This is a genomic window from Geodermatophilus sp. SYSU D00965 (assembly GCF_054050075.1).
This window is the reverse complement of the sequence record NZ_JBJGYQ010000002.1, coordinates 14,147-37,533: the sequence shown is the minus strand read 5'-3', so window position 1 is coordinate 37,533 and position 23,387 is coordinate 14,147. Positions and strand designations below refer to the sequence as shown.

The following is a 23,387-nucleotide window of genomic DNA, read 5'->3' as shown; positions in this document are numbered from 1 at the left end:
GCTGTGGAGGAGGTCCGCCGGGTGAGCAGCAACCGGGACGTCGTGACCCAGGCGTTCGCCGCGTGGTCGCGCGGGGACGGGCACGTGTCCAGCATCTTCGCCGACGGGATGACCTGGGAGATCGTCGGCCGGTCGCGGGTGGCGGGGACCTACGGCAGCGCCCGCGAGTTCACCGACGAGGTCCTGCGGCCCTTCGCCGCGCGGTTCCGGCCGGAGGCGCCCTTCCGTCCGGTCCGTGTCCGCGGCGTCCACGCCGACGGCGACACGGTCGTCGTCCTGTGGGACGGGGAGGGCACCACCACGGCCGGCACGACCTACCGCAACACCTACGCGTGGTTCCTCACCCTGCGCGACGGCCGGGTGGTCGACGGCACCGCCTTCTACGACAGCATCGCCTTCGACGAACTCTGGGACGGCGTGTCACCCGACGGCACCGTGCCCGCGGCCTCGGAGCAGTGACCGCCGTGACCTCCACCCGGGTCGCCCGGCACATCCGGGCACCGCGCGCGGCGGTCTACCGCGCCCTCGTCGACGCCGACGCCATCGCCCGCTGGAAGGTGCCCCCGGGGATGACCGCGCAGGTGCACGAGTTCACCGGCGGCGAGGGCGGCACGTTCCGCATCTCGCTCACCTACGACGACCCCGGACCGGCCGGGAAGACGACCGCGCACACCGACACCTACCGTGGCCGGTTCGCCCGGCTGGTGCCCGACGAGCTCGTCGTCGAGATCGACGAGTTCGAGACCGACGACCCCGCCCTGCGCGGCGAGATGACCATCTCCATCACCCTCGCCGACGCCGACGGCGGCACCCACCTGGTCGCGGTGCACGACGGGCTGCCCGACGGCGTCCCGCCGGCCGACAACGAGACCGGCTGGCGGCTGTCCCTGGACCGCCTGGCTGGCCTCGTCGAGGACGGCGGCCGCTGACCGCGCCGCTCAGCCGGCGACCGCCCCCACGACAGGGGGACCCACCGGCGGGACCCGCAGGTGGTGATCGGTCCGTGCCTGGTACCGGGCGGCCACGCCGAGCACCGTCGGGACGTCGCGACCGACCACCTGCAGCCCGATCGGCTGGCCGCCCGCGGTGAACCCGCACGGCACGCTGACGGCGGCCAGGCCGCACCAGCTGAACGGCCCGCACAACCGCATGAGCGTCCCCACCACCGGTGCACGCCCGGTCTCGCCGGGCCGGAAGGCGGTCTCCTCGATGGTCGGCGCCGGGACCGCCGTCGTGGGGAGGACCAGCACGTCGACGTCCTCGAGGCCGGACCGCAGCGCCGGTTCCAGCCGGCCCAGTTCGCGGACGGCGGCCTCCCGTTCCCGCGGCGCGATCTGCTCGGCCAGGCTCAGGTAGCTGGCCACCTCCTCGCCGTAGCGCTCCCGGCGGCCGGGGTACCAGCCCGCGGTGCGGTGCACGTCGAGGAAGTCCGAGAGCACGTACACGGTGCGGGCCGCGCTCCACGCCGCGAAGGGCGGGACGGTCACCGGGGTGGGGACGGCCCCCTCCGCCCGCAAGACCGCCACCGCGGCCTCGACCGCCGCGAGGACCTCGACGTCGACGTCCCCCAGCGCCTCGGCCGCGACCGTGCCGAGGCGCAGGCCCTCGACCGGCGCGTCGACCGGGCAGGGGGTCCCCGCGAGGACGGCGAAGAGGAGGGCGAGGTCCTCGGCGTCCCCGGCGATCGGTCCGCAGGTGTCCAGCTTCGGGGAGAACGGGACGCAGCCGGCCACCGGCACGTCCGCCGGCCGGGGGCGCAGCCCGGAGACCCCGCAGAGGGCCGCGGGGACCCGGATGGACCCCCCGGTGTCACTGCCCAGGGCGGCCGGGACCTGCCCCGAGGCCACCGCCGCGGCCGAGCCACCGCTCGAGCCGCCGGGGATGCGCGAGACGTCCCAGGGGTTCCGGGTCGGCGGCGTGGTGACCCCGTGCGCGAACTCGTGGGTGGCGGTCTTGCCGAGGACGAGCGCGCCCGCAGCCCGCAGCCGCCGCACCGCCGGGGCGTCGTCACCGGCCGGCCGGTCGTCGGTCACCAGCGAGCCGCACCGTGTCGGGTGACCACGCACGTCGATGAGGTCCTTGACCGCCACCGGGACGCCGTGCAGCGCTCCCCGGAACCGGCCCTGGGCCGCCTCCTCGGTCAGCTCGGCGGCCTCCGCCCGCACCCGCTCCTCGTCGACCGACACGAAGGCGCGGACCACCGGGTCGACGGCCCGCACGCGGGACAGCGCGTCGTCGAGCACCTCCGTCGGCGACGCGAGTCCGGCACGGACGTCCCCGGCGAGGCCCCGGACGGTCGCCCGGCTCACCAGATCACCGCCGCCACCACGACGCTGAGGACCAACCCCGTGACGACCGGCACGAACAGCTTGCGGGCGAGCGTGGTCACCGGCACCCCCGTGAGACCGGCGACGGCGATCAGCGAGGACCAGATGAGCAGCGTGCCGCCACCCGTCCAGCCCGCGGCGTTCTGCGCGATGGCCGCGAGGGTCGCGGTGTCCCCGCCGGTCGAGGTGGCGAACGCGTCGGCCATGGACCCGGTGAACGGCAGGCCCGCCCAGCCGGAGCCGTCGAGGCCGATCAGCATGCCGGCCAGCAGCATCGCGAACATGACCACCACGGGGTTGTCCGGGATGAACCGCTCCCCGCTCGAGATGGCGTCGAACAGGAAGCCCGGCGCCTCGGCGTCCTCGGGCAGGAGCATGATCCGCCCGGCGAAGTCGGAGATGCCGACGAGCACGAAGCCGGCCACGGGGATGACCACGCCCATGGCCTTGAAGGCGAACACCAGGCCGTCGACGAAGTGCTCCCCCGCCCGTTCCAGGCCGTTGCTGCCCGAGGAGATCGTCACCGCCAGCATGAGGACCAGGGCCAGGCCCCCGACCAGCGCGGCGCCCCAGCCGGCCTCCACCTCGGGGACCAGGTCGGTGACCTTGCCGAGCAGCATGTAGAGGACCAGGACGGCGAAGGCCACGGGGACGGCGATGGCGAACAGGCGGGCCCGCCGCGCCCGCGCGGGTGCGGGCAGGGCGTCGACGTCGTCCGCGGGGACGTGCCCGTTGCCGGCGGCCGGTCCGTGCCCGTTGCCGGAGGCCGGCCCGTGACCGTTGCCGGTGCCGCCGGCCGGACCCGAGCCGTCGCCGTCGGCGCCGTTCCCCGACCCGGAGCCGTCCCCGGACGCTGCGCCCGTCACCGGGGCGGTCCGCACGCGCAACGGCTCGCCCTTGGTGGTGAGGGCCGTGCCGACGGTCACCGGGACCTCGCTCAGGTCCATCTCCCGCGCCGGCAGGAGGGCGACCGCGTCGCGGCGCGAGGCCCGGCCCCGGGAGCCGGGCAGGAGGGCGGCGATCGAGCCGTTCCGGACGTGCAGGAAGTAGGTCATGGTGATGGCCACCCCGCCCACCACCCAGCTCAGCACGAGCGCCCGGTCGGCGATCGCGCCGGCGGGGACACCGGCACCGCTGGCGGAGAGACCGGGAGCGACCCCGATCACGTAGTCGGAGGCGAGCGCCATTCCCTGGCCCGCGATGGCGATGGCCATCGCGGCGCCCAGCGGGGAGAGCCCGGCCGCGATCGCCGCGGGCAGCAGGATGGCTGCGAGGAGTGCCAGGGTCGGCGTCGGCCAGAACACCAGCGAGAGCAGGTAGGTGGCGGCGAAGAGGGTGATGTAGGAGATCGGGCCGTTCTTCATGAGCCGGGCCAGCGGCGCGATCATCCGCCGGTCGGCGCCGATGGCTCGCAGCGCCCCCAGGAGCGCGGTCACCACCGTGAGCACCAGGAAGATGTTCAGCAGCTCGGTGGTCGCCACCATGCTGGCGCTGAAGACCGAGCCGAGGCCGTTGAGGAAGTCGCCGGTGTAGAGCCACGTCGTCACGAGCGTGGCGATCACCGCGGGGACGATCACGTTCTTCCGTAGCAGCATCACGACGATCAGTGATGCGACACCTGCCAGGTACACCCAGTGGGCGGCAGTCAAGGGGACCTCCGAGTTCGTGCACGGGGCTCAGCCGCCCGCCATGCACGCCAGGCGGGACAACCGGGCCGAACAACGGATGGGACGCGATCACCGGGAGGGTGGTCGTCCGCCGGACGGTAGCGGCGGCACAACCCCCGTTCACCGGCACGTTGCCCAGTGCTCGCCGCACCGTTTGTGCACGCTGCACACGTCGGCCACCTCGGCCGGCCGGACCGGCGGCCGGCCACGGCCGGCGGCCGGGCCGGTCGAGGGCGCCGGGGCCCGGAGCGGATCGGTCGCGGTCCGGGGCTCAGAGGAGGACGACGCTCTCCTGCTCGTTCGGGTCCGTCCGGGCGATGAGTGCCCGGACCGGCTCGTCCGTCGGGTTGAACGGCTGGTGCGGCACACCGGCGGGGATGTAGACGAAGTCCCCCGCGCTCACGGTGTCGACGTGCTCGAGCTCGGGGCCGTGGCGCAGCGAGGCCGCCCCCTCCAGCACGTAGATGGCGGACTCGTGGCCCTCGTGCAGGTGCGCCTTCGCCTCGGCGCCCGCCGGCATCTCGAGCAGGTGCATGCACAGGCCCTCGGCCCCGGCACTCTCGGCCGAGATGCCCGCGAAGTAGTCCAGACCCTGCTTCCCGCGGTACCCCTCGCCGCTCCCGCGGATGATCCTGCAGTCCTTCATCGCTGCCTCCCGCGCCGCCGGGGGGAGCGCCTCCCGGGGACGCCTCCCCACCGGACAATCTGCTCGCCCGGACGTCCGCGCGGCAAGACGGCCGGCCGGCCGACGGTCCCCGGGACACCTCCCGTCCGGGCCGGGGTGCTCAGACCGGGCTGACCAGCCGGTCCACCTCCCGCCCGGTGCTCGCCAGCATGTCGAGGGTGTGCGCCAGCCAGACGGTGAACTGGTTCTCCGCCTGCCGCAGGTCCATGCCCAGCAACCGGGAGGCCCGGTCCAGCTTGTAGAGCATCGTGTTGCGGTGGATGTGCAGGTCGCGCGCGGCGGCGTTCACGTTGCCGCCGGAGGCCACGTACGCCAGGACCGCGTCCTCCAGGTCGGCGGCGCCGGGGTCGCGCAGCGGCGAGAGGACGTCGGAGGCGAACCGCGCCCCGACCTGCCCGGCCGCGACGTCCTCCAGGACGGCGTGCACCCGCAGCTCCTGGAACCCGCACACGTCGGCCAGGTGCAGGCGGTTCTGCAGCCCGTGCGCCATGCGGGCCTCGCGGTAGCTGTCGGGGATCGCCAGCGCCCCGACCACCGGGCGGCCGTAGGCGACCCGGATCGGCCGGCCGGCCTGGTCCTTGCGGCGGCTGAGGTACCGGTGCAGGGCCGCGGCGTACTCGCTCACCGCGGCCAGCGCGTTGTCCGGCGTCCCCATCGTGCCGCGGCGGGCCGCCTCCCGGACGACCACGAGCACGTCGCCCACCATCGCCGCCTGCGTGTGCCGGTCCTGCTCGGGCAGCAGCCGGGCGGCCTGGGTGGCGATCGACTGCAGCCGGGACGGCGAGTCGGCGTCCGCCGGAGTGGTCAGGCCGGAGGCGACCACGACCCCGAACCAGGAGCGGACCGGGAAGTCGTAGTGCGCGGCGCGGGCGCTGATGTCGTCGACGGTGGCGAACCGGCCGTGCAGCAGGCCGTGCACGAAGTCCCCGCGGGCCTGCTCCTTGGCCCGCTGCACGCTGCGCAGCCGGAGCATCTCGGTACCGATGATCGGCGCGGCCTGCTCGACGAGGACGCGGTGCTCGGCCAGGTCGTGCGGGTGCGGGTCGTCGGTCTCCTCGAGCAGCAGCACCCAGCCGTCGTGCCGGCCGCCGAGCACGATCGGCGTGAGCACGCAGGACAGGTGCTGCCCGGCCAGGGTGATCTCGGCGAACCGCGGGTGCAGCTCCTCGGGCTCCCCCACCGTGCCCAGCGCCTCGGCCTGCTCGGTGAACGCCGCCACCAGGTCGGCCGGCTCGACGACCCGCGGCTGCCGCTGCTCCAGCGCCGCCAGCACGCCCTGCTTGTCGAAGACGGCCACCGGCCGCTGCGACATCCGCGACATCTGGCTGCACAGCGCCGGCAGCTCGGCCCCGCGGTAGAGCAGCTCGGCCAGCGCCCGGTGCACGGTGAGGCCGTAGCGGAGCACGTGCGTCTCCCGGGCCAGGGTCAGGTCGGCCACCAGCCGGTTGAGGACGGCGAAGGAGACGGTGTCGGCCATGGTGGCCAGGGGCAGCCGGCAGGCGGCCTCGGCGTCCGCGGCGTCGGGCTGGTGACCGTCGACGAGGAGCGCCGCGGCGCCCCGCTCGGCCAGCACCCGGGCGGCCTCGTCGATCGACACCCCGGCCCGCGCGAGCTCCGCGGCGTGCGCGTGCACCAGCACGCCGGTCAGGGACTCCTCCTGCGTCCCGGTCACCGCCCAGGGCGCGACCCACTCCACCCGGGTGACCGCCCCGGCGCGCCCGGCGTGGATCCGGGCACGCCGCAGCGCGGGCTCCTGGAGGAGCCGGGCGAGCGTCAGCGCGTCGTCGGAGTGGGCGTGCGGCATGGCGCGCTCCTTCGGTCAGAGTGCACAACCCTGTGCCCGTGTCGTACGGCAGTCTCACCATTGCCGGGGCCGTCGTCCAGCCCGGAGGCTGACAGCACACGCCGCCCTCGCCCGGCCGAGGGACGGCAGCCGACGACCCGGCCTCGGCCGGAGGAGGAGAGCCCCGTGCACCAGGTCTTCCGGATCACCCTCGACGACGCGCTGCCGATGCTGGCGGCCGCCCGGGCCAAAGCGGAGGAGATCGGCGTCAAGCAGACGATCTGCGTGTGCGACGACGGCGGCAACGTCATCGCCCTGCACCGGCTGCCCGGCGCCCGGCTGACCGGCGTGGAGATCTCCATCGCCAAGGCCTTCACCGCCGCCGGCCACGAGCGCGCCACGCACCTGTTCAACGAGCCGCCGAACGGCCCGGCGCTGCCCGGCAACGAGGCCTTCGGCATCTCGCACATGCTGCCCGGCAAGTTCGCCATCTTCGTGGGTGGTTTCCCGATCGTGTACGAGGGCCAGATCGTCGGCGCCGTCGGCGTAAGCGGCGGCAACGGCGAGCAGGACAAGGCGGTCGGCGCCGCGGCGCTGCAGGCCTTCGCCGACCACGTGGCGCAGGACCCGGCGCTGGTCTGATCCGTCGAGATCCCGTGATCTCGCACGTCCATGGCGCCCATGGCGTGCGAGATCACGGGATCTCGCCGGTGTGGTCAGGCGACGGCGGCGACGAGCTCGACCTCGACCGGCGCGCCCGAGGGCAGCGTCCGGACGCCGATCGCGCTGCGGGCCACGACGCCGCGCTCCCCCAGCCGCTCCCGCAGCACCGCCGAGGCGCCGTCGGCCACCGCGGCGTGCTCGGTGAAGTCGTCGGCGGCGGCGATGAAGACGGTCATCTTCACGCACCGCGCGACCGCGTCGAGGCCGCCGAGGGCCTCGGCGACCGCGGTGAGCGTGTTGCCCGCGGCCAGGCCGGCCGCCTCCCGCGCGGTGGCCAGGTCGACGTCCCGGCCGACGACGCCGCGGACGACGAGCCGCCCGTCGCGGCGCGGTGTCATCCCCGCCGTCCACACCAGGCCGGCGTGGACGACGGCCGGCACGTAGGCCCCCTGCGGGGGGACGGCGGTCGCCCGTTCGGACAGCTCAGACACCGAGCGCCACCCCGTCCTGCCGCGGGTCGGCGCCGCCGGCGAACACGCCCCGCTCGTCGTCCACCGAGACGACCAGCGCGCTGCCACCGCCGCCCCACGGACCGACATCGCGCACGTCGTGCCCGCGGGCGGCCAGCTCCCCGATGACGGCGTCGCCGAGGCGGCTCTCCACCTGGAGCGTCTCGGGGCTGCCGACGGCGTCGGCGTCGCTGCCGGGGTGGACGGTGGAGCGCGGCGCCGCGACCGCGGTCTGCGGGTCCAGGCCGCCGTCGACCAGGTGCGAGATGACCTGGGTGTTCCACTGCACCTGGCCGTCGCCGCCGGGGGTGTTGCCCGCGTGCCGCAGCCCGCCGGCGCGGTCGGTGAGCACCCAGGCGTTGAGGGTGTGCAGCGGCTTGCGCCGCGGCGCGAGCGCGTTGGGGTGGCCGGGCAGGAGGTAGGCACCGCGGCCGAGCCGGTTGTTCAGCGCGATGCCGGTGCCCGGGATGGAGATCCGCGCGCCGAAGGTGAAGGCCAGCGAGGAGATGGCGCTGACCGCCCGGCCCTCGGCGTCGACGGCCACGCAGCTGGTGGTGTCCCCGGCCATGCCGACCCCACCGGTGACGAGCGGCTCGCCGGCCAGCTCGCCGCGGGCCCGCTCGATCGCGTCGGCGGCGAGCAGGTCGCGCCAGGCGTCGGTGTCCGAGCCGCACCGCTCGTAGCGGTCCCGGAACGCCCGCCGCGCCGCCAGGGCGAGCAGGTGGACGGCGTCGGCGCCGCAGGTCGGCAGCCCGGTCAGCCGCCCGTCGAGCAGCGCGGCCTGGTGCAGCACCATCCAGCCCGGGGACGGCGGCGGGGTCTGGTGGACCACCAGGTCGCCGTAGGGGGCGCTGACCGCGTCGGCCGGCGGGGCCTCGCGGCCGGCCGCCCACTCGTCGCCGGAGAAGGGGGCGCCGCCGGCGCGGAGCAGGGCCACCGCCTGCTCGGCGAGGTCACCCTCGTACAGCGCCAGCGGCCGGCGGGCCAGCTGCTCGATGCTGTCGGCGAGCTCGGGCGCGGGCAGCCGGTCACCGACGGCCGGTACCCGGCCGCCGGGCAGCAGCCAGCGGCGCAGGCCGGGGTCGGCCGACAGCGCACCGGCGTGCTCGGCGACGTCGGCCCGGTTCTTGACCGTGCAGGGCAGCCCGGCGCGGGCCGCCGCGGCGACCGGCGCCCACAGCTCGGCCAGCTCCCGGGTGCCGCTGCGCGCGTGCAGCGTGGCCAGGGCGGCCAGCGCGCCCGGGGTGGCCACGGCGCGGGCGCCGGTCATCGGCAGCGCCGTCAGCCCCTCGTCGAGGTAGCCCTCGGCCGAGGCGCCGTCCGGCCCGTAGCCGCTGCCGTTGACCGTCCACACCCGACCGTCCGGCTCGCGGACGACGGCGAAGGCGTCGCCGCCGATGCCGCACTGGCCGGGCAGCGCCAGCCACGACATCGCCGTCATGGCCAGCGCCGCGTCGACGGCGTTCCCGCCGCCGGCCAGCACGGCGGCGCCGAGCTGGCTGACGATCGGGGAGCTGCTGGTCACCATGCCGCCGGAGGCGATCGTGGGGCCGCGGCCGGCCTCCTCGGCCGGCGACCAGGCGGGCATCAGCCGGCCGCCGGCGGCTTGCGCCGGCGCGGCCCGCCCTCCAGGACGTCGCGCTCGGAGATGCCGACCAGCACCTGGCCGTCCTCCTCGCGCACCGGGTAGGTGCGGATCGCCTCGGTGGCCGGTGGCTGGATCGGCTGGCCGGTCTCCAGCTCGAAGACGCTGTTGTGGCACGAGCAGCGGATGCCGTCGTCCTGCAGCTTGCCGGAGCTGAGCAGGCAGTCCAGGTGGGTGCAGTAGTTGCTGGTGGCGTACGCCCTGCCGTCGAGGCGGGCGACGGCGAGCTCCAGCTGGCCGTGCTCGGTCTCGGCGTAGAAGCGGCGCACGTACCCGTTGGGCACCTGGCCGGCGCGGCAGACCCGCACGAACGCGCACTCGGTGCCGGCGGCCGCGAGCTCCTCGTCGGTGACCACGCCGCGCGCGGTCTCGGGGGCGGTCATGCGCTCAGGTAGACGGTCTTGTCGACCGTGTAGAAGGCCATCATCGCTGCTCCTGCCTGCTCCTTCGAGGTCTGGGTGCTGCTGTCCTTGAGGCCACCGAAGGGCGCGTTCATCGCCTGGCCGGTGGTGGGCTGGTTGATCTTCACGAGGCCGGCGGGGACCTCCCGGGCGAAGCGCAGGGCCCGTCCGATGTCGGCGGTGACGATGGCTGCGGAGAGTCCGTAGCGGGTGGCGTCGGCCACGAGGACAGCCTCGTCCATCGACCCCACCCGCAGGAAGGCCAGCACGGGGCCGAAGACCTCCTCGGTCGCCAGCGCCGAGGCCGGGTCGACGTCGGCGAAGACCGTGGGGCGCACGAAGTGCCCGTGGGCCAGCGCCGGGTCGTCGTCGGCCGGGTCGCCGGGGCCGCCGACGACCAGCCGGGCGCCGTCGTCGAGGGCCTGCCGGATCGCGCCGACCACGGACTCCTTCTGCCGGGCCGTGGCCTGCGGGCCGACGTCGACCCCGGGCGCCAGGCCGGGCCCGAGCCGGAGCGCGGCGGCCTTCGCGGCCACCTTCTCCAGCAGGGCGTCGTGGACCGCGTCGTGGACGAGCACCCGGCTGGTGCCGGTGCACGCCTGGCCGGAGAGGCCGAACGCGCCCTTCGCGATGAGCGTCGCGGCCCGGTCGAGGTCGGCGTCCTCCAGGACGACGACGGGGTTCTTGCCGCCCATCTCCAGCTGCGTGCGACGGCTGGCCCGCACCGCCCGGTGGATCGACTCCCCCACCGCGGTCGAGCCGGTGAAGGTGATCGCGTCCAGCCGGTCGTCGGCGACGAGCGCCTGCGACACCTCGGCCCCGCCGTGCAGGACGGCGATCGCCCCGGCGGGCAGGCCGCCCTCGAGCAGGGCGTCGACCAGCCGCTGGCCGAGCAGCGGCGTCACCTCGCTGGGCTTGAAGACGACGCCGTTGCCCGCGGCCAGCGCGGGGCCGAGCTTGCGGGAGGGGATGTTGAGCGGGAAGTTCCACGGGGTGATGGCGGCGACCACGCCGACCGGTCCGCGCCAGGTGAACACCAGGCTGCCGTCGCCGGTGGGCAGCGTCTGCCCGGCTGTGCGCAGCGCCTCGCCCGCGTAGAAGCGAAGGTTCGCCGGCGTCCGGCTGACCTCCGTGGTGGCCTCGGCGCGGGTCTTGCCCTCCTCGCGGACCAGCTCCTCGACCAGAGAGTCGCGCTGCCCCTCCAGGACGGCGGCGGCGTTCTCCAGCACCCGGGCGCGCTGCTCGGGGGCGGTGTCGCCCCACGCGCGCCAGCCGGCCGCGACGGCCGACACCGCGGCGTCGGCGTCCTTCGCGTCGGACTCGGGGAAGGTGCTGACCACCTCGCGGTCGTCGGCCGGGTCGCGGCGCTCCCGGACCCGGCCGGTGACCGACTCGACCCAGGCCCCGTCGACCAGGTTGCACACCCTGCGCACGGTCATCAGACCCCCGCCTCCTCGAACTCCAGGAGCTCCTCGAGCTCGATCGACTCGTCGCCGAGCCGGGCGGCGTCGACCGGGATCTCCAGGTCGATGAGCTCCCGGGCGACGGAGACGTCCTCGCCGCGCTCGACGGTGGCGGCGGCGACGAGCACCCCGTCGCGCAGCCAGAACACGGTGCCGTCGAGGGCCGCGAGGTCCCCGCGGGTCACCTGCTCGTCGCCCGGCCGGACCCCGCCCAGGCCCAGGCCCTGCAGGTTCAGGTCGTACTGGTCGCTCCAGAACCAGTGCGGGTCGGCGAAGGTGGCGGGCTTGCCGGCGAGGGTCTTGGCGATCGCCGCGGCCTGCTGCTGGGCGACGTCGACGTGCTCGACCCGCACCCGCCCGTAGCGCGGGTGGTCGTGGGCGGCGACGTCGCCGGCGGCGAAGACGGCCGGCACCGAGGTGCGCCCCTGCGCGTCGACCTCGACCCCGTTGCTCACGACCAGGCCGGAACGGACGGCGACGTCGATGCTGGGCTCGATCCCGATGCAGACGACGAGGTCCTCGACGGTCTCGATGCCGTGTGCGGTGTGGACGTCGACGCCGGTGGCGCGGGCCCGGACGGCGCTGATCGGCTCGCCCAGGCGGAGGTCGACCCCGCGCTGCCGGTGCAGGCCGGTGACGGCGGCGCCGATGTCGAGGCCCATCAGGCGGGCCAGCAGGACCGGGTCGCGGTCGAAGACGACGACGTCGGCGCCGCGGGTGACCGCGGCCGCGGCGACCTCGGTGCCGAGGAAGCCGCCGCCGAGGACGCCGACCCGGCGGCCCGGGGTGAGCCGCTCGCGCAGCCGGTCGCTGTCGGCCAGCGTGCGGATGTGGTGGACGCGGTCGCCGTCGACACCGGGGAGGCGCCGCGGGCGGCCGCCGGTGGCGAGCAGGACCGAGTCGGCGGGGATGCTGCCGCCGTCGGCGAGCAGCACCTCCCCGGTGGCCGCGGAGATGCGCTCCACCGGGCTGCTGGTCCGCAGCGTGACGTCGTTGTCCGCGCACCAGGCGGGGTCGAGCAGCCACAGGCCGGCGTCGCTGCCGGAGGCGAGCCGCTCCTTGGACAGGTGGGGGCGCTGGTACGGGCCGACCGGCTCGTCGCCGAGGACGACGACGGGGCCGGCGAAGCCGCGGCGGCGCAGCGCCTTGGCGGCGGAGGCGGCGACGTGGCCGGCGCCGACGATGACCAGGGTCTGTTCGGCAGTCATGGTGGGCACCTCAGGCGGACGCGTCGGGCGCGCTCTCGCGCCGGGGGGTGACGGGCTGGGGGTCGACGAGGACCGCGCCCTCGTCGGTGACCTGCACGGCGTAGGTGGCCTGGCGGCCCTCCTGGTCCTCGGCCTCGCCGGTGCGCGGGTCGAACCGCCACTGGTGGCCCGGGCAGATGACCTGGCCGTTGAGGATCGTGCCCTTGGTCAGGAACCGCTCCTTGTGCACGCAGACGTCGTCCATCGCGAAGACCTCGTCGTCGACGAGGAACAGCGCGATCGGGCAGCCGCCGAGGGTGACCTGCTTGCGCTTGCGGCGGGTGAGTTCCTTCAGGTCGGCGACGTGCACCCAGGAGCCCGGCGTGGGCGCGGGGGTGGTGGTCGCGGAGCTCGCGGGCTGGCTCACGGGGGCCTCCGGTCGAGGGCGTGCGGGGAGAACCGGCGCCGTGGCCGGCGGGGACGTGCGGGAGGCGGTCGTGCTCGACCGCGCGGACCGGGGCGCCGGTGCCGGCACCCCGGTCCGGGGTCGGCCGGTCAGGCCGAGGCGCCCTCGAGGTCGGGGGCGACGTAGGTGTCGTACAGCGCGCGGGTGTAGGAGTAGCGCATCTCCGCCCCCCAGCGGACGAACTGCAGGCAGCGCTGCTGCAGCTCCGGGGTGGTCGCGTTCTCGAGCACGATCTGGTAGCCGCGCTCGCCGTGCACCTCGTCGGAGGTGATGTGCAGGTCGAAGAACTCGATCTCGTCCTCGGTGAAGCCGTAGGTCTCCCGCAGCGGGATGATCTGCTTCTTGTAGATGCTGGGCACCTGCGACTCGAGCCCGACGATCAGCGCCGCGGTGGAGACCACGAAGTGCTCGCGCATCGCGGTCGCGTAGCACCAGGCCTGCAGGCCCCGGGTGACGGCGTTGGCGTTGTTCGGGTCCTCGATGCGCTCGCGGGTCGTGCCGCACGCCTCGCCGAACCGGATGAGCAGGTCGGTGTGGCGGATGTCGGCCAGCTCCTCCTCGTACATGTTTTGGAGGAGGAAGTCCTTGGCGTCGGTGAGGGTGTCCGGGGTCTGCGCGTAGATGTAGCCGAGGTAGTCGGCGAAGGGGCCGACGTACTGGTAGTGGTTCTCGGCCCAGCGGGCGAAGTGGTGGCGCTCGAGCTTGCCGTCGGCCCACGCCTGGCTGAAGGAGGCGTTCTTGGCCTCGCGGCCCTTGATCGCGTCCTGCAGCGCGACGCGGAAGTCCTCGGGGCTGAGCAGCTCGGTGCGGTCGAGCATCTGGGTCATGACATCGCCTTCTCGGTCGTCTCCAGCGGTGGCTGTGTGCCGATGACGCTAGGAGCGGCGACGCCCGCCCGATGAGGGTCACAGTGCACATGGATCAGAGGGTTCGATGGGCAGTTCGACCAACGCGCGCAGACGACGTCGGGCCGGAGACTCCTCGGTCGTGTCCGCTTCTCCCGTCGCTGCGCCGTCCGCGCCGCCCGCCGTCGCCGCCGACCGGGTGAGCACCGGCCTCCGGCAGGCCCTGGTGGTGGCGCTGGCCGTGGTCAGCGGCGCGACCGACGCCATCGGCCTGATGGCCCTCGGCGGGGCCTTCACCAGCGTCATGACCGGCAACCTGGTGATCCTGGGCGTCTCGGCGAGCTCGGCCGACGGCGCGCTGGCGATCGCCTCCGGTGGCGCGATCCTGGCCTTCTGCGCCGGCGCCGCGCTCGGGGTCCGGCTGGCCGGGCACCCGCAGCCGGGCGACCCGGTGTGGCCGCGGCGGGTGACCCTGGCCCTCGCCGTCGAGTTCGTGCTGCTGGCCGGGTACGCGGTCGGCTGGTGGGTGACCGGCGGGGAGCCCGGGCCGGTGCTCACCCAGGTCCTGCTGTTCACGATGGCCCTGGCGCTGGGCATCCAGAGCAGCACCGTTCAGCGCTTCGGCGTCCCCGGGATGTCGACGACCTACCTCACCGGCACCCTGACCACGGTCGTCATGCGGCTGGCGTCCGGGCGCGGCTACCGCGAGGTGCGCTCGAGCGTGGAGATCATCCTCGGCCTGGTGGCCGGTGCCGCGGCCGCCGCGGGGCTGCTGCACCTCGCGCCGCCGGCCGCCCCCGTGCTGCAGCTGGCCGCGCTCGGCGGCGTGGTGGCCGTGGCGGCGGTGCTCGGCCGGCACCGCTGACCGGCGCTTCCGCGCGCGCCCGCCCGGGTACCCCGGGACCTCCCGAGACGACGGAGGACGCGATGACGACCCGGGCCGAACACTCCCTGCAGGTCGACGTGCCGGTGCGCACGGCCTACGACCAGTGGACGCAGTTCGAGGACTTCCCGCACTTCATGGGCGGCGTGAGCGAGGTGCGCCAGCTCGACGACCGCCGGCTGCACTGGGTGGCCCAGATCGCCGGCGTCCGCCGGGAGTGGGAGGCGACCATCCTCGAGCAGGTGCCCGACACGCGGATCGCCTGGGCGGCGACCAGCGGCGCCACCAACGCCGGCGCCGTCCGGTTCGAGCCCGCGGGCCCGGCCTCGACGGTGGTGCACCTGACGCTGGAGTACGAGCCCGAGGGGCTGGTCGAGCAGGTCGGCGACGCGCTCGGCATCGTCGAGCGCCAGGTGCGCGCCGACCTCGAGCGGTTCAAGGCCCTCGTCGAGGACGAGGGGTACGCGACCGGCGCCTGGCGGGGGTCGATCGACGCGGGCGCCGGCGTGCGGACCCCGGGTGTCGAGGACGCCGCGGCCACGCGCGGCGACAGCGGTAAGGCCGGGGTGTCGGGAACGGCGGTCGCCGCCGGTGCCGCCGCGGTCGCCGCCGGTGCCGCGGCGGTGGGTGCGGCGGTGGCGGCAGGCCGCTCCGGCGCCGAGGAGGAGCCCGACGACAAGCCGGGACCGGTGCCCGTGACGCCGGCGGAGCGGGAGGCCGCCCGCACCGCCGAGCCGGCCCCCACGTCCTCCCCGGGGACCTCGCCGGCGGCGGTGGGCGTGCCCTCGGAGGTGCTCGACGAGGGGCCCGAGCCGATCGCCCAGCGCAGCCTCGACCCCGGCGTCCGGCGCGACGAGGACGGCACCGCCGACCGGCCCCGCTGACCGCTCCGGGGCTCAGGCCCCGGTGCGGGGCCCCTGCCAGATGTCGATGCCGGCGTCCACGGCGTGCTCGTCGATCGCGGCCAGCTCCTCGTCGCTGAAGGACAGCCCGTCGAGCGCGCCGACGTTCTGCTCGAGCTGTCCGACGCTGCTCGCGCCGATGAGCACGGTGGTCACCCGGGGGTCGCGCAGCGCCCAGGCCAGCGCCATCTGGGCCAGGCCCTGCCCGCGCCCCCGGGCGATCTCGTTCAGCGCGCGGACGTGCCGGAGCGACTCCTCGGTGAGCAGGTCGGTCGACAGCGACTTGTCCTGGCTGGCCCGCGAGCCCGCCGGGACGCCGTCGAGGTACTTGGTCGTGAGCATGCCCTGGGCCAGCGGCGAGAAGGCGATGCAGCCGGCGCCGACCTGCTCCAGGGTGTCGAGCAGGCCCTCGGTCTCGATCCAGCGGTTGAGCATCGAGTACGACGGCTGGTGGATCAGCAGCGGCGTCCCGAGGTCGGCCAGGATCGCCGCGGCCCTCGCGGTGTCCTCCGGGCCGTAGCTGGAGATGCCGACGTACAGCGCCTTGCCCGCCTGGACGGCGCTGTGCAGCGCGCCCATCGTCTCCTCGAGCGGCGTGGTCGGGTCGGGCCGGTGGGAGTAGAAGATGTCGACGTACTCCAGGCCCATCCGGCGCAGCGACTGGTCGAGGCTGGCCAGCACGTACTTCCGGGAGCCACCGCCCTGGCCGTACGGGCCCGGCCACATGTCGTAGCCGGCCTTGGTGGAGATCACCAGCTCGTCGCGGTAAGGGAGGAAGTCGTCGGCCAGGTGCCGGCCGAAGTTGGTCTCCGCCGACCCGTAGGGCGGTCCGTAGTTGTTGGCCAGGTCGAAGTGCGTGATGCCCTGGTCGAAGGCGCGGCGCAGGATCGCGCGCTGGCGGTCGAACGGGACGTCGTCGCCGAAGTTGTGCCACAGGCCGAGGCTGATCGCCGGCAGGTCCAGGCCGCTGCGGCCGGTGCGCCGGTAGGTCATCGAGTCGTAGCGGGCGTCGGACGCGCGGAAGGCCATGCCGTCGATCCAACCAGCGGGCGCGACGCCCGGCCTCACGTGCGGCCGAGGGCGGCCAGGCGCTCGGCCCGGGCGGCGCGCAGCAGGTCGGCCACCCGCGGGTCGGCCAGCGTCTCGGCGCCGTGCACGCGCAGCTTGCGGAAGGACTTCCCGGTGCCGTCGAGCAGGCCGCCGTCGTCTAGCGCGGCGCCGTGGTTGAAGCCCAGGTTGAGCACCTGCCCGTAGACGGCGAGGTAGGCGTAGTGCTCGGTCGTCTTCTTCGGTCCCACGCCGTAGCCGACCGTCCTCTGGTGCGGCCAGACGACCCGGACGACGTCCGGGTCGGTGCGCCGCACCAGCTCGTCGGCGGCGCGCACGAGCGCGGCAACCTCCGGGCCGACGGCGGCGAGCAGTGCGTCGAGGTCGTCGGGCACGGTGCGATCTCCTCTGGGTGCGGGGCCGGTCGGCCCTGGTCGGAGGCCCGTCAGGGCCTAGGGTCGGGGTCGACACCCTCGCGCCGTCCCCCGGGAGATGACCGTGCTCCGTTTCCTCGGACTCCTGCTGGTCGTCTGGCTGGTCATCACCATCATCGGTGCCGTCGTGGAGGGCCTGTTCTGGCTGGTCGTCGTCGGCCTGCTGTTCTTCCTGCTCACCGCGGCGTTCGGCTGGGGGAAGCAGAAGAACCGCATCTGACCGGGGTCAGCGGCGCACCGCCACGGGGACGCCGGCCAGCTGCCGGGACACCCCGCGCGCGGTCGCGATGACCGCGGGGACGTAGCTGGGCGCGGAGGTGTCCCCCGGCGGGACGACGACCGACACCGCGCCGACGACGACCCCACCGCGGCCGACCACCGGTGCGGCGACGGCCAGCGCCGGCAGCGGCATCGTGCTGGTCGCCACGGCCACCCCCGCCCGGCGGACCTCGGCGAGGACGCGGCGCAGCCGGCCGGGCTCGGTGACGGTGTTGGCGGTGTAGCGCTCGAGCGGCCCCTCGAGGACGGCGTCCTGCTCCTCCTTGGGCGCCCACGCGAGCAGGACCAGCCCGACGCCGCTGGCGTGCAGCGGCAGCCGGCCGCCGATGCGGGTCGCCGTGGGGACCGCCGACCGGGTGGCGAAGTGCTCGACGACGAGGGCCGCGCCGGCGTCGCGGACGGCGAGCTGGACGTTCTGCTGGGTCGCCTCGTAGAGGTCCTCGAGGAACGGCCGCGCGGTGTCCCGCAGCGCGCTGGCCCGCGGCGCGGAGGCGGCCACCTGCCACAGCCGCAGCCCGGCCCGGTAGCGCCCGTCGGGCTGCCGCTCCAGGCCACCCCACGCCGCCAGCGTCTGCACCAGCCGGTGCGCCGTCGACAGGGGCATGCCGGTCTGCCGGCTCACCTCGGTGGCCGACAGCCCGGCCGGCGCCGCACCGATCGCGTCGAGCACCTCGCACACCTTGGACGCGACGCTGCGCGACTCCTTGCCGGCCACCCCGACCTCCTCTTCTGCCACGGATTCTCCCGACTATAGGGAGGACTGTTGTCCGGGACACAGTGACCCGGGTCCCATGTGTGCAAGCGGCCGGGACGACGACTCCCGGTACCACCGCCTCGGGTGCGGGCCCTCGCCCGCCCCGTCTCCCCCTCGCGTCCGGAAGTCCCGGACCCTGTCTGCGGAGGCAACGTGTCCATCGACGTGCTCGCTGTCGTCGTGCTGCTCGTGGTGTTCCTCGTGGGCACCGTCAGCACGGTCAACATCGGCGCCCTGGCGCTCGTCGGGGCCTTCGGCCTCGGCACGCTCGTGCTCGGGGAGGACCTCCCCACCATCCTGTCCGGGTTCCCGGCCAACCTGTTCATCCTGCTGTTCGGCATCACCTACCTGTTCTCCGTCGCCGCCGCGAACGGCACGACGGAGTGGCTGGTCATGTCGATGGCCCGGCTGGTGCGCGGCAACGCCCGCGTCGTGCCGCTGCTGCTGTTCGCCGTCACCGCAGCGGTCACCTCGGCCGGCGCCCCCGGCCAGGCCGCGGCCGGCATCATGGCGCCGATCGGCCTCAGCCTGGCCCGCGAGTTCGGCATCAAGCCGCTGCTGGCCGGCCTCATGGTCGTGACCGGCGTCGGGGCCGGCACCTTCTCCCCGCTGTCGACCCTCGGCATCATCGCCAACGAGGCCGTGGCCAGCGAGGGCTTCGACGTCGGCCCGGTCACGCTGTGGCTGGGCACCCTGGCCTTCAACGTCGTCCTCGCGGTCGTCGTCTACGTCGTGATGGGCGGCCTGCGCGCCACCGGCCGGGGGCTGGACGACGCCGTCCGCGCCGCCGGCGGTCCGGCCGACGGCAGCGGCACCCCGCTGGAGTCCGCGCCGTCGGCGGGCACCGGCGGTGGCGGGGCGGCGACCGCCGTCCGCACCGCGGCGCCCACGGCGGTCCGGCCCCGGCTGGACGCCGCCCGCGTCACCACGCTGGTCGCGATCGCGCTGGTCGCACTCGGCTCGCTGGTGATGGGCTGGGACATCGGGATGCTGGCGATCGTCGCCGCGGTCGTGGTGCACGCCGTGTTCCCGCGCAAGGAGAACACCGCCCACATCAGCTGGAACGTCATCCTGCTGGTGTGCGGCCTGGTCACCCTGATCGAGGTGCTCGACCGCGCCGGCACGATCACCCGGATCGGCGAGGCCGTCGCCGGCGTCGGCTCCCCCGTGGTCAGCGCCCTGCTGCTGTGCGGCGTGGCCGCGCTGGTGTCGGCGTTCGCCTCGAGCACCGGGGTGATCGGCGCGATCGTGCCGCTGGCGATCCCGCTCATGGCGCTGGGGCACCTCTCCCCCACGGCGGTGCTCATCGCCATCGCCCTGTCGGCCACGGTCGTCGACGCCAGCCCGTTCTCGTCCGTCGGCGCGCTCGTCGTGGCCAGCGCACCCGAGGACCAGCAGCGGTCGGTCTCCCGGAAGCTGCTCACCTTCGGCCTGACGATGATCGTCGTCGCGCCGCTGGCCTCCGTCCTGCTCTTCATCCTGCCCGCCCAGCTGGGCTGACCTCCCGAACCACGAGAGGAGTGCGCCCCATGGCCGCACCCGTCTTCACGATGGCCTGCCAGGCCTACGACCGCATGCAGGCCCTGCGCGACGGCACCGTCCGCGTGGGCGGCGCCGAGCTGAACTTCCTGGACCTGCCGGTCGAGGAGACGTTCTTCCGGATGCTGAAGTTCGGCGAGTTCGACATCGCCGAGCTGTCCCTGTCCAGCTACGTCATGACGCTGAGCAAGGGCGCCCCCTTCGTCGCGGTGCCGGTGTTCCCGTCCCGGGCGTTCCGGCACAGCGGCATCTACGTCCGCGCCGACTCCGACATCAAGGACCCGGCCGAGCTCGCCGGCCGGACCGTCGGGGTGCCGGAGTACCAGATCACCGCCTCGGTGTGGATCCGCGGCATCCTCGCCGAGCACCACGGCCTGCCGGTCGAGTCGGTGCGCTACCGCACCGGCGGGCTGGACGAGACCGGCCGGACGGAGAAGGTGCGGCTGGACCTGCCGGCCGACGTCGAGGTGGCGCCGATCGGCCCCGCCGACACGCTGTCCCGGATGCTGCTCGACGGCGAGCTCGACGCGGTCTACAGCGCCCGCAACCCGGGGCCGTTCAACACCGCGGACGGCGGCGGGATCCGGCGGCTGTTCGCCGACCCGGCGGAGGTCGAGCGGCAGTTCCACGCCCGCACCGGCATCTTCCCGATCATGCACACGCTGGTGATCCGCCGGGAGGTCTACGAGCAGAACCGCTGGCTGGCCCAGGAGCTGGTCAAGGCCTGCGGCGCGGCCAAGGAGGTCGGGCTGGCCGGCATCGGCGAGACCGCCGCGCTGCGGTACGCCCTGCCGTGGCTGTGGGCCGAGGTCGAGCGCACCCGCTCGGCCCTCGGCGAGGACTGGTGGCCCTACGGCCTGGAGTCCAACCGGACGACGCTCGAGACGTTCCTGCGCTACCACCACGAGCAGGGGCTCTCCCCCCGGCAGTACGAGCCGGAGGAGCTGTTCGCACCGGAGTCCCTGGCCTCGTTCGTCATCTGACACCGGCGCGGCCGCCCCGGCCCCTCCCGAGGGGCCGGGGCGTCCGCGCGTCCGGGGCCGGGCGCACGGGGGGTCGGTTCCGCGCCGCGGCCGGCCCGCCGCCGTCGGGGACGGCGAGCTGCGGGACCAACGGCCCTGCTCGGGGCGCCGACGGCTCGGCACCGTGGAGACGGCTCGTCCCACACCCCACCCGAGGAGCACCGAGTTGACCCTCGCCGCGCAGACGCCCCGACCCCGGTCCGCCCCCACAGCCCCGGTCGGACCCCGCCGCATCCCCGGTGGTGCACCGGACGGACGGCGCTGGGAGCTGGTCGTCGAACCGTCCGCCGTCACCGTGGTGATGTCCGACGCCTCCGTGGCCGAGGCCCACGTGTGGGAGCCGGACGAGGAGGTCGTCGTCGAGTTCTGGGTCGACGGCCCGGACCTGCCCGACCCCCTGAGCACGCAGCTGGTGGAGCAGGCCTTCGCCCACCCCGCCGTCCGGGCGGACCGCCCGATCCTGGTCTGCGCTCCCCGGCAGGACGGCGCGCTGGTGCACGAGGCCCGCCGGCGCATCGCGGGGGCGCGGACCCGCGCCGCCGGGACGACCTGCCTGATGGAGGGGCGGGTCAGCAACCGTCCCGCCGTCCCCCGGCCACGGGCCGCCGGCCGCTGAGCCCACCGGGGCCGACGGGCGCACCTGCGCACCGGACGGCCCCGCCACCTGCGGCCGCGCGCGATCCTCTCCTGGGAGACTCCACCGTCGAACGAGAGGACCGGTGTGCCATGCCCGAGAACGAGCCGACAGTGGTGGACCGCCCGGAGGCCGGCCGGTTCGAGGTGCTGGTGGACGGCGCGGTCGCGGGGTTCGCCGAGTACCGGCGGACGGCGTCGTCGGTCGCCTTCACCCACACCGTCGTGGACCCGGCCTTCGAGGGCCGCGGGCTCGGCTCGGTGCTGGCGCGCGGCGCCCTGGACGCGACCCGGGACTCGGGGCGATCGGTGCTGCCGTTCTGCCCGTTCATCCGCGGCTACATCCGGCGTCACCCGGCCTACCTCGACCTCGTGCCCGTCGAGCGGCGGGCGCAGTTCGACCTCGCCCCCGCCGCCGCCCCACCGGACCGCTGACGCCCCGCCACCGAGAGGACCACCGCGATGACCACCACCGCTCCCGACCCCGCCGCGCTGGACGCCGAACGCGCCCGCATCCGCGCCGCCCACCTCAAGCCCGCCGGCGAGCGCCCCGCCACGACCGCGCGCGGCCTGCACCACACCGCGCTGATCAGCAGCGACGTGGAGCGCACCGTGCGCTTCTACCAGGACGTGCTGGGCTTCCCGCTCACCGAGCTGATCGAGAACCGCGACTACCCGGGCTCGTCGCACTTCTTCTTCGACATCGGCAACGGCAACCTCGTCGCCTTCTTCGACTTCCCCGGCCTCGACGTCGGCCCCTACGCCGAGGTGCTCGGCGGGCTGCACCACATGGCGATCAGCGTCGCCCCCGACCGGTGGCAGGAGCTGGTGCAGCGGCTCACCGACGCCGGCGTGCCCCACGAGGTGCACAGCGGGGTGTCGGTGTACTTCCGCGACCCCGACGGCGCCCGCATCGAGCTGATCGCCGACCCGCTCGGGGAGATGTACGGCCACCACGTGCTCTGACCCCGCCCGGGGGCCGCACCCGCCCTCTCGCCCGGCGGGTGCGGCCTGACCTGGCCGTCTGCCGGCCGGCGCGCGTCCGTGGTGCCGCGGGGCCGGCGACTGTGCTGCATCCCACTCGGATGCCGGAGTTCCGCCCCGACCAGCCCGTCCGTCCCACACATCCCAGGTTGTGACGGCCGTCATGGCGACAGTGCACATGACGGTACGTAACGTTTTGGCTGCGCTTCGCAGATGGAAGCGCGGCGCCGGTCCGCCAAACCCTGCCCACCGGTCGCCGTCCACGGAACCTCCGGGCAGGGGTGGGGGACCCACGTTCCTCGGCACGCCGCGGCTTCGGGCCCGGCGCGCCTCGGGGTGAAGCCGCGACGAGCGGCCGGGCACCGATCGCCCGAACCCGACAGCTCACCTCGCCGGCGGCGATCGGAGACCACCCATGGCCAAGCACCGCGCGCCGCGCTATGTCCGCACCAAGAAGGCGATCGCCAAGGCCCCCGTCGCAGCCGGGGCCACCGTGGTCGGACTCGGCGTCCTGAGCAGCTCCCCCGCGCAGGCCGCGGACGGCGGCGCACCCGCCGCCGCAGCGGCACCGCTCACCCCGACCCCTGCCGCCGAGACGGCCGCCGCCGCACCGGCGGACTCCTACACCGTCCAGCGCGGCGACACGATGGCGGAGATCGCCGCGACCCTCGACCAGTCGTGGCGGGACCTGTACCAGCGCAACGTCGGCCTCATCGGCGGCGACCCGAACCTGATCCTCCCGGGTCAGGTGCTGTTGGTGGCCGGCGACGCGCAGGCCACCGCGGCGCCCGTCGAGGTCGGCAGCGTGGGCAACTCCGCGCCCGTGGCGGCCGCCGCCCCGGCACCGGCCGCTCCGGCCGCGCCCGCTGCTGCACCCGCGCCCGCCCCCGCGACGGCGCAGATCACCAACAGCGCCGGGGCCGTGCGCCCGCAGGCCCAGGCGGCGGCCGACGCCGTCGTCACGAACGTGCCCGGCGCCGCCGGGATCACCATCGGCGGCACCCGTTCCAGCGCGGTCGACCCGCACGGTCACCCCTCCGGGCTGGCGCTGGACTACATGGTGCTGTCCGACGCCGCCCTCGGCGACGCCATCGCCCAGTACCAGATCGACCACTGGGACGAGCTCGGCGTGGAGTACGTCATCTGGCAGCAGCGGATCCTGACCTCCCCGACCGGCTCCTGGAAGCCGATGGAGGACCGCGGCAGCGCGACGGCCAACCACTTCGACCACGTGCACGTGAACTACGTCGGCTGACCCCCGGGCTCCCA

At 74.9% G+C, this 23,387-nt stretch carries 26 protein-coding genes; 12 read left to right on the top strand and 14 right to left on the bottom strand.

The window, feature by feature from the left end; translation table 11 throughout:
• Positions 1–21 precede the first annotated feature (21 nt).
• Positions 22–459 carry a nuclear transport factor 2 family protein gene (locus ACI789_RS01840; protein WP_457006439.1) on the top strand — a complete coding sequence of 146 codons (438 nt, stop codon included), beginning with the start codon at positions 22–24 and terminating at the stop codon, positions 457–459.
• Between the two features lie 5 nt (positions 460–464).
• Positions 465–929, top strand: coding sequence for an SRPBCC family protein (locus ACI789_RS01835; protein WP_457006438.1), 465 nt, complete (start codon positions 465–467; stop codon positions 927–929).
• A 9-nt stretch (positions 930–938) separates the two neighbouring features.
• Here ACI789_RS01835 and ACI789_RS01830 read toward each other — a convergent pair whose 3' ends face one another.
• The 4 genes from ACI789_RS01830 to ACI789_RS01815 all read right to left on the bottom strand — a co-directional run bounded on the left by ACI789_RS01830 (position 939) and on the right by ACI789_RS01815 (position 6,483).
• Entirely contained in the window at positions 939–2,309 is a 1,371-nt protein-coding gene (locus ACI789_RS01830) for an amidase (protein WP_457006437.1), read from the bottom strand.
• Positions 2,306–3,976, bottom strand: coding sequence for a hypothetical protein (locus ACI789_RS01825; protein ID WP_457006436.1), 1,671 nt, complete (start codon positions 3,974–3,976; stop codon positions 2,306–2,308). The genes ACI789_RS01830 and ACI789_RS01825 overlap by 4 nt, the downstream gene beginning before the upstream one ends.
• Before the next feature lie 289 nt (positions 3,977–4,265).
• Positions 4,266–4,640, bottom strand: a complete 375-nt coding sequence (locus tag ACI789_RS01820) for a cupin domain-containing protein (RefSeq protein WP_457006435.1) — start codon at positions 4,638–4,640, stop codon at positions 4,266–4,268.
• A gap of 139 nt (positions 4,641–4,779) precedes the next feature.
• The gene (locus tag ACI789_RS01815; RefSeq protein ID WP_457006434.1) at positions 4,780–6,483 is read right to left on the bottom strand and encodes a helix-turn-helix domain-containing protein; all 1,704 of its coding nucleotides are present in this window, start codon (positions 6,481–6,483) and stop codon (positions 4,780–4,782) included.
• Between the two features lie 165 nt (positions 6,484–6,648).
• Here ACI789_RS01815 and ACI789_RS01810 point away from each other — a divergent pair, with 165 nt between their 5' ends.
• The gene (locus ACI789_RS01810) at positions 6,649–7,104 is read left to right on the top strand and encodes a GlcG/HbpS family heme-binding protein (RefSeq protein WP_456917717.1); all 456 of its coding nucleotides are present in this window, start codon (positions 6,649–6,651) and stop codon (positions 7,102–7,104) included.
• Positions 7,105–7,178: 74 nt separating this feature from the next.
• On the opposite strand, the gene ACI789_RS01805 is transcribed toward ACI789_RS01810, so the two are convergent.
• From ACI789_RS01805 to ACI789_RS01775, 7 genes are all read right to left on the bottom strand, one after another.
• Positions 7,179–7,616, bottom strand: coding sequence for a RidA family protein (locus ACI789_RS01805; protein ID WP_457006433.1), 438 nt, complete (start codon positions 7,614–7,616; stop codon positions 7,179–7,181).
• Positions 7,609–9,222 (bottom strand): gamma-glutamyltransferase family protein, encoded by a 1,614-nt coding sequence (locus tag ACI789_RS01800; protein ID WP_457006432.1) that lies wholly within the window; start codon positions 9,220–9,222, stop codon positions 7,609–7,611. The genes ACI789_RS01805 and ACI789_RS01800 overlap by 8 nt, the downstream gene beginning before the upstream one ends.
• A complete protein-coding gene (locus ACI789_RS01795) occupies positions 9,222–9,662 on the bottom strand; it encodes a Rieske (2Fe-2S) protein (protein WP_457006431.1) in 441 nt (146 codons plus the stop codon). Before ACI789_RS01795 ends, ACI789_RS01800 begins: the two co-directional genes overlap by 1 nt.
• Positions 9,659–11,119: an aldehyde dehydrogenase family protein gene (locus tag ACI789_RS01790; protein ID WP_457006430.1), complete on the bottom strand. Its 1,461-nt coding sequence runs from the start codon at positions 11,117–11,119 to the stop codon at positions 9,659–9,661. The genes ACI789_RS01795 and ACI789_RS01790 overlap by 4 nt, the downstream gene beginning before the upstream one ends.
• On the bottom strand, positions 11,119–12,351 hold the full coding sequence (locus tag ACI789_RS01785) for an NAD(P)/FAD-dependent oxidoreductase (protein ID WP_457006429.1): 1,233 nt from the start codon (positions 12,349–12,351) through the stop codon (positions 11,119–11,121). The genes ACI789_RS01790 and ACI789_RS01785 overlap by 1 nt, the downstream gene beginning before the upstream one ends.
• Positions 12,352–12,361: 10 nt before the next feature.
• Positions 12,362–12,757 carry a Rieske (2Fe-2S) protein gene (locus tag ACI789_RS01780; RefSeq protein WP_457006428.1) on the bottom strand — a complete coding sequence of 132 codons (396 nt, stop codon included), beginning with the start codon at positions 12,755–12,757 and terminating at the stop codon, positions 12,362–12,364.
• A 128-nt stretch (positions 12,758–12,885) separates the two neighbouring features.
• Positions 12,886–13,623, bottom strand: a complete 738-nt coding sequence (locus tag ACI789_RS01775) for a TenA family transcriptional regulator (RefSeq protein WP_456917724.1) — start codon at positions 13,621–13,623, stop codon at positions 12,886–12,888.
• 160 nt (positions 13,624–13,783) lie between these two features.
• Between ACI789_RS01775 and ACI789_RS01770 the strand changes: the two genes are divergently transcribed.
• Together ACI789_RS01770 and ACI789_RS01765 are read left to right on the top strand one after the other, a co-directional pair.
• On the top strand, positions 13,784–14,506 hold the full coding sequence (locus tag ACI789_RS01770) for a YoaK family protein (protein ID WP_457006427.1): 723 nt from the start codon (positions 13,784–13,786) through the stop codon (positions 14,504–14,506).
• A gap of 62 nt (positions 14,507–14,568) precedes the next feature.
• On the top strand, positions 14,569–15,408 hold the full coding sequence (locus ACI789_RS01765; protein ID WP_457006426.1) for an SRPBCC family protein: 840 nt from the start codon (positions 14,569–14,571) through the stop codon (positions 15,406–15,408).
• 12 nt (positions 15,409–15,420) lie between these two features.
• Here ACI789_RS01765 and mgrA read toward each other — a convergent pair whose 3' ends face one another.
• A complete protein-coding gene (gene mgrA / locus ACI789_RS01760; RefSeq protein ID WP_457006425.1) occupies positions 15,421–16,455 on the bottom strand; it encodes an L-glyceraldehyde 3-phosphate reductase in 1,035 nt (344 codons plus the stop codon).
• 35 nt (positions 16,456–16,490) lie between these two features.
• Entirely contained in the window at positions 16,491–16,868 is a 378-nt protein-coding gene (locus ACI789_RS01755) for a hypothetical protein (RefSeq protein ID WP_457006424.1), read from the bottom strand.
• Positions 16,869–16,965: 97 nt separating this feature from the next.
• On the opposite strand from ACI789_RS01755, the gene ACI789_RS01750 reads away from it, so the two are divergent.
• On the top strand, positions 16,966–17,127 hold the full coding sequence (locus ACI789_RS01750; RefSeq protein ID WP_457006423.1) for a hypothetical protein: 162 nt from the start codon (positions 16,966–16,968) through the stop codon (positions 17,125–17,127).
• A gap of 6 nt (positions 17,128–17,133) precedes the next feature.
• On the opposite strand, the gene ACI789_RS01745 is transcribed toward ACI789_RS01750, so the two are convergent.
• Positions 17,134–17,922, bottom strand: a complete 789-nt coding sequence (locus ACI789_RS01745; protein ID WP_457006422.1) for an IclR family transcriptional regulator — start codon at positions 17,920–17,922, stop codon at positions 17,134–17,136.
• Positions 17,923–18,093: 171 nt separating this feature from the next.
• On the opposite strand from ACI789_RS01745, the gene ACI789_RS01740 reads away from it, so the two are divergent.
• The 6 genes from ACI789_RS01740 to ACI789_RS01715 all read left to right on the top strand — a co-directional run bounded on the left by ACI789_RS01740 (position 18,094) and on the right by ACI789_RS01715 (position 23,373).
• Positions 18,094–19,440 (top strand): SLC13 family permease, encoded by a 1,347-nt coding sequence (locus ACI789_RS01740; RefSeq protein WP_457006421.1) that lies wholly within the window; start codon positions 18,094–18,096, stop codon positions 19,438–19,440.
• Between the two features lie 29 nt (positions 19,441–19,469).
• Positions 19,470–20,462: an ABC transporter substrate-binding protein gene (locus ACI789_RS01735; RefSeq protein WP_457006420.1), complete on the top strand. Its 993-nt coding sequence runs from the start codon at positions 19,470–19,472 to the stop codon at positions 20,460–20,462.
• A 340-nt stretch (positions 20,463–20,802) separates the two neighbouring features.
• Positions 20,803–21,117: a hypothetical protein gene (locus ACI789_RS01730; RefSeq protein ID WP_457006666.1), complete on the top strand. Its 315-nt coding sequence runs from the start codon at positions 20,803–20,805 to the stop codon at positions 21,115–21,117.
• Positions 21,051–21,569: a GNAT family N-acetyltransferase gene (locus ACI789_RS01725; protein ID WP_457006662.1), complete on the top strand. Its 519-nt coding sequence runs from the start codon at positions 21,051–21,053 to the stop codon at positions 21,567–21,569. The genes ACI789_RS01730 and ACI789_RS01725 overlap by 67 nt, the downstream gene beginning before the upstream one ends.
• Before the next feature lie 27 nt (positions 21,570–21,596).
• Positions 21,597–22,100, top strand: coding sequence for a VOC family protein (locus ACI789_RS01720; RefSeq protein ID WP_457006419.1), 504 nt, complete (start codon positions 21,597–21,599; stop codon positions 22,098–22,100).
• 433 nt (positions 22,101–22,533) lie between these two features.
• Positions 22,534–23,373 carry a LysM peptidoglycan-binding domain-containing protein gene (locus tag ACI789_RS01715; protein ID WP_457006418.1) on the top strand — a complete coding sequence of 280 codons (840 nt, stop codon included), beginning with the start codon at positions 22,534–22,536 and terminating at the stop codon, positions 23,371–23,373.
• Positions 23,374–23,387 lie beyond the last annotated feature (14 nt).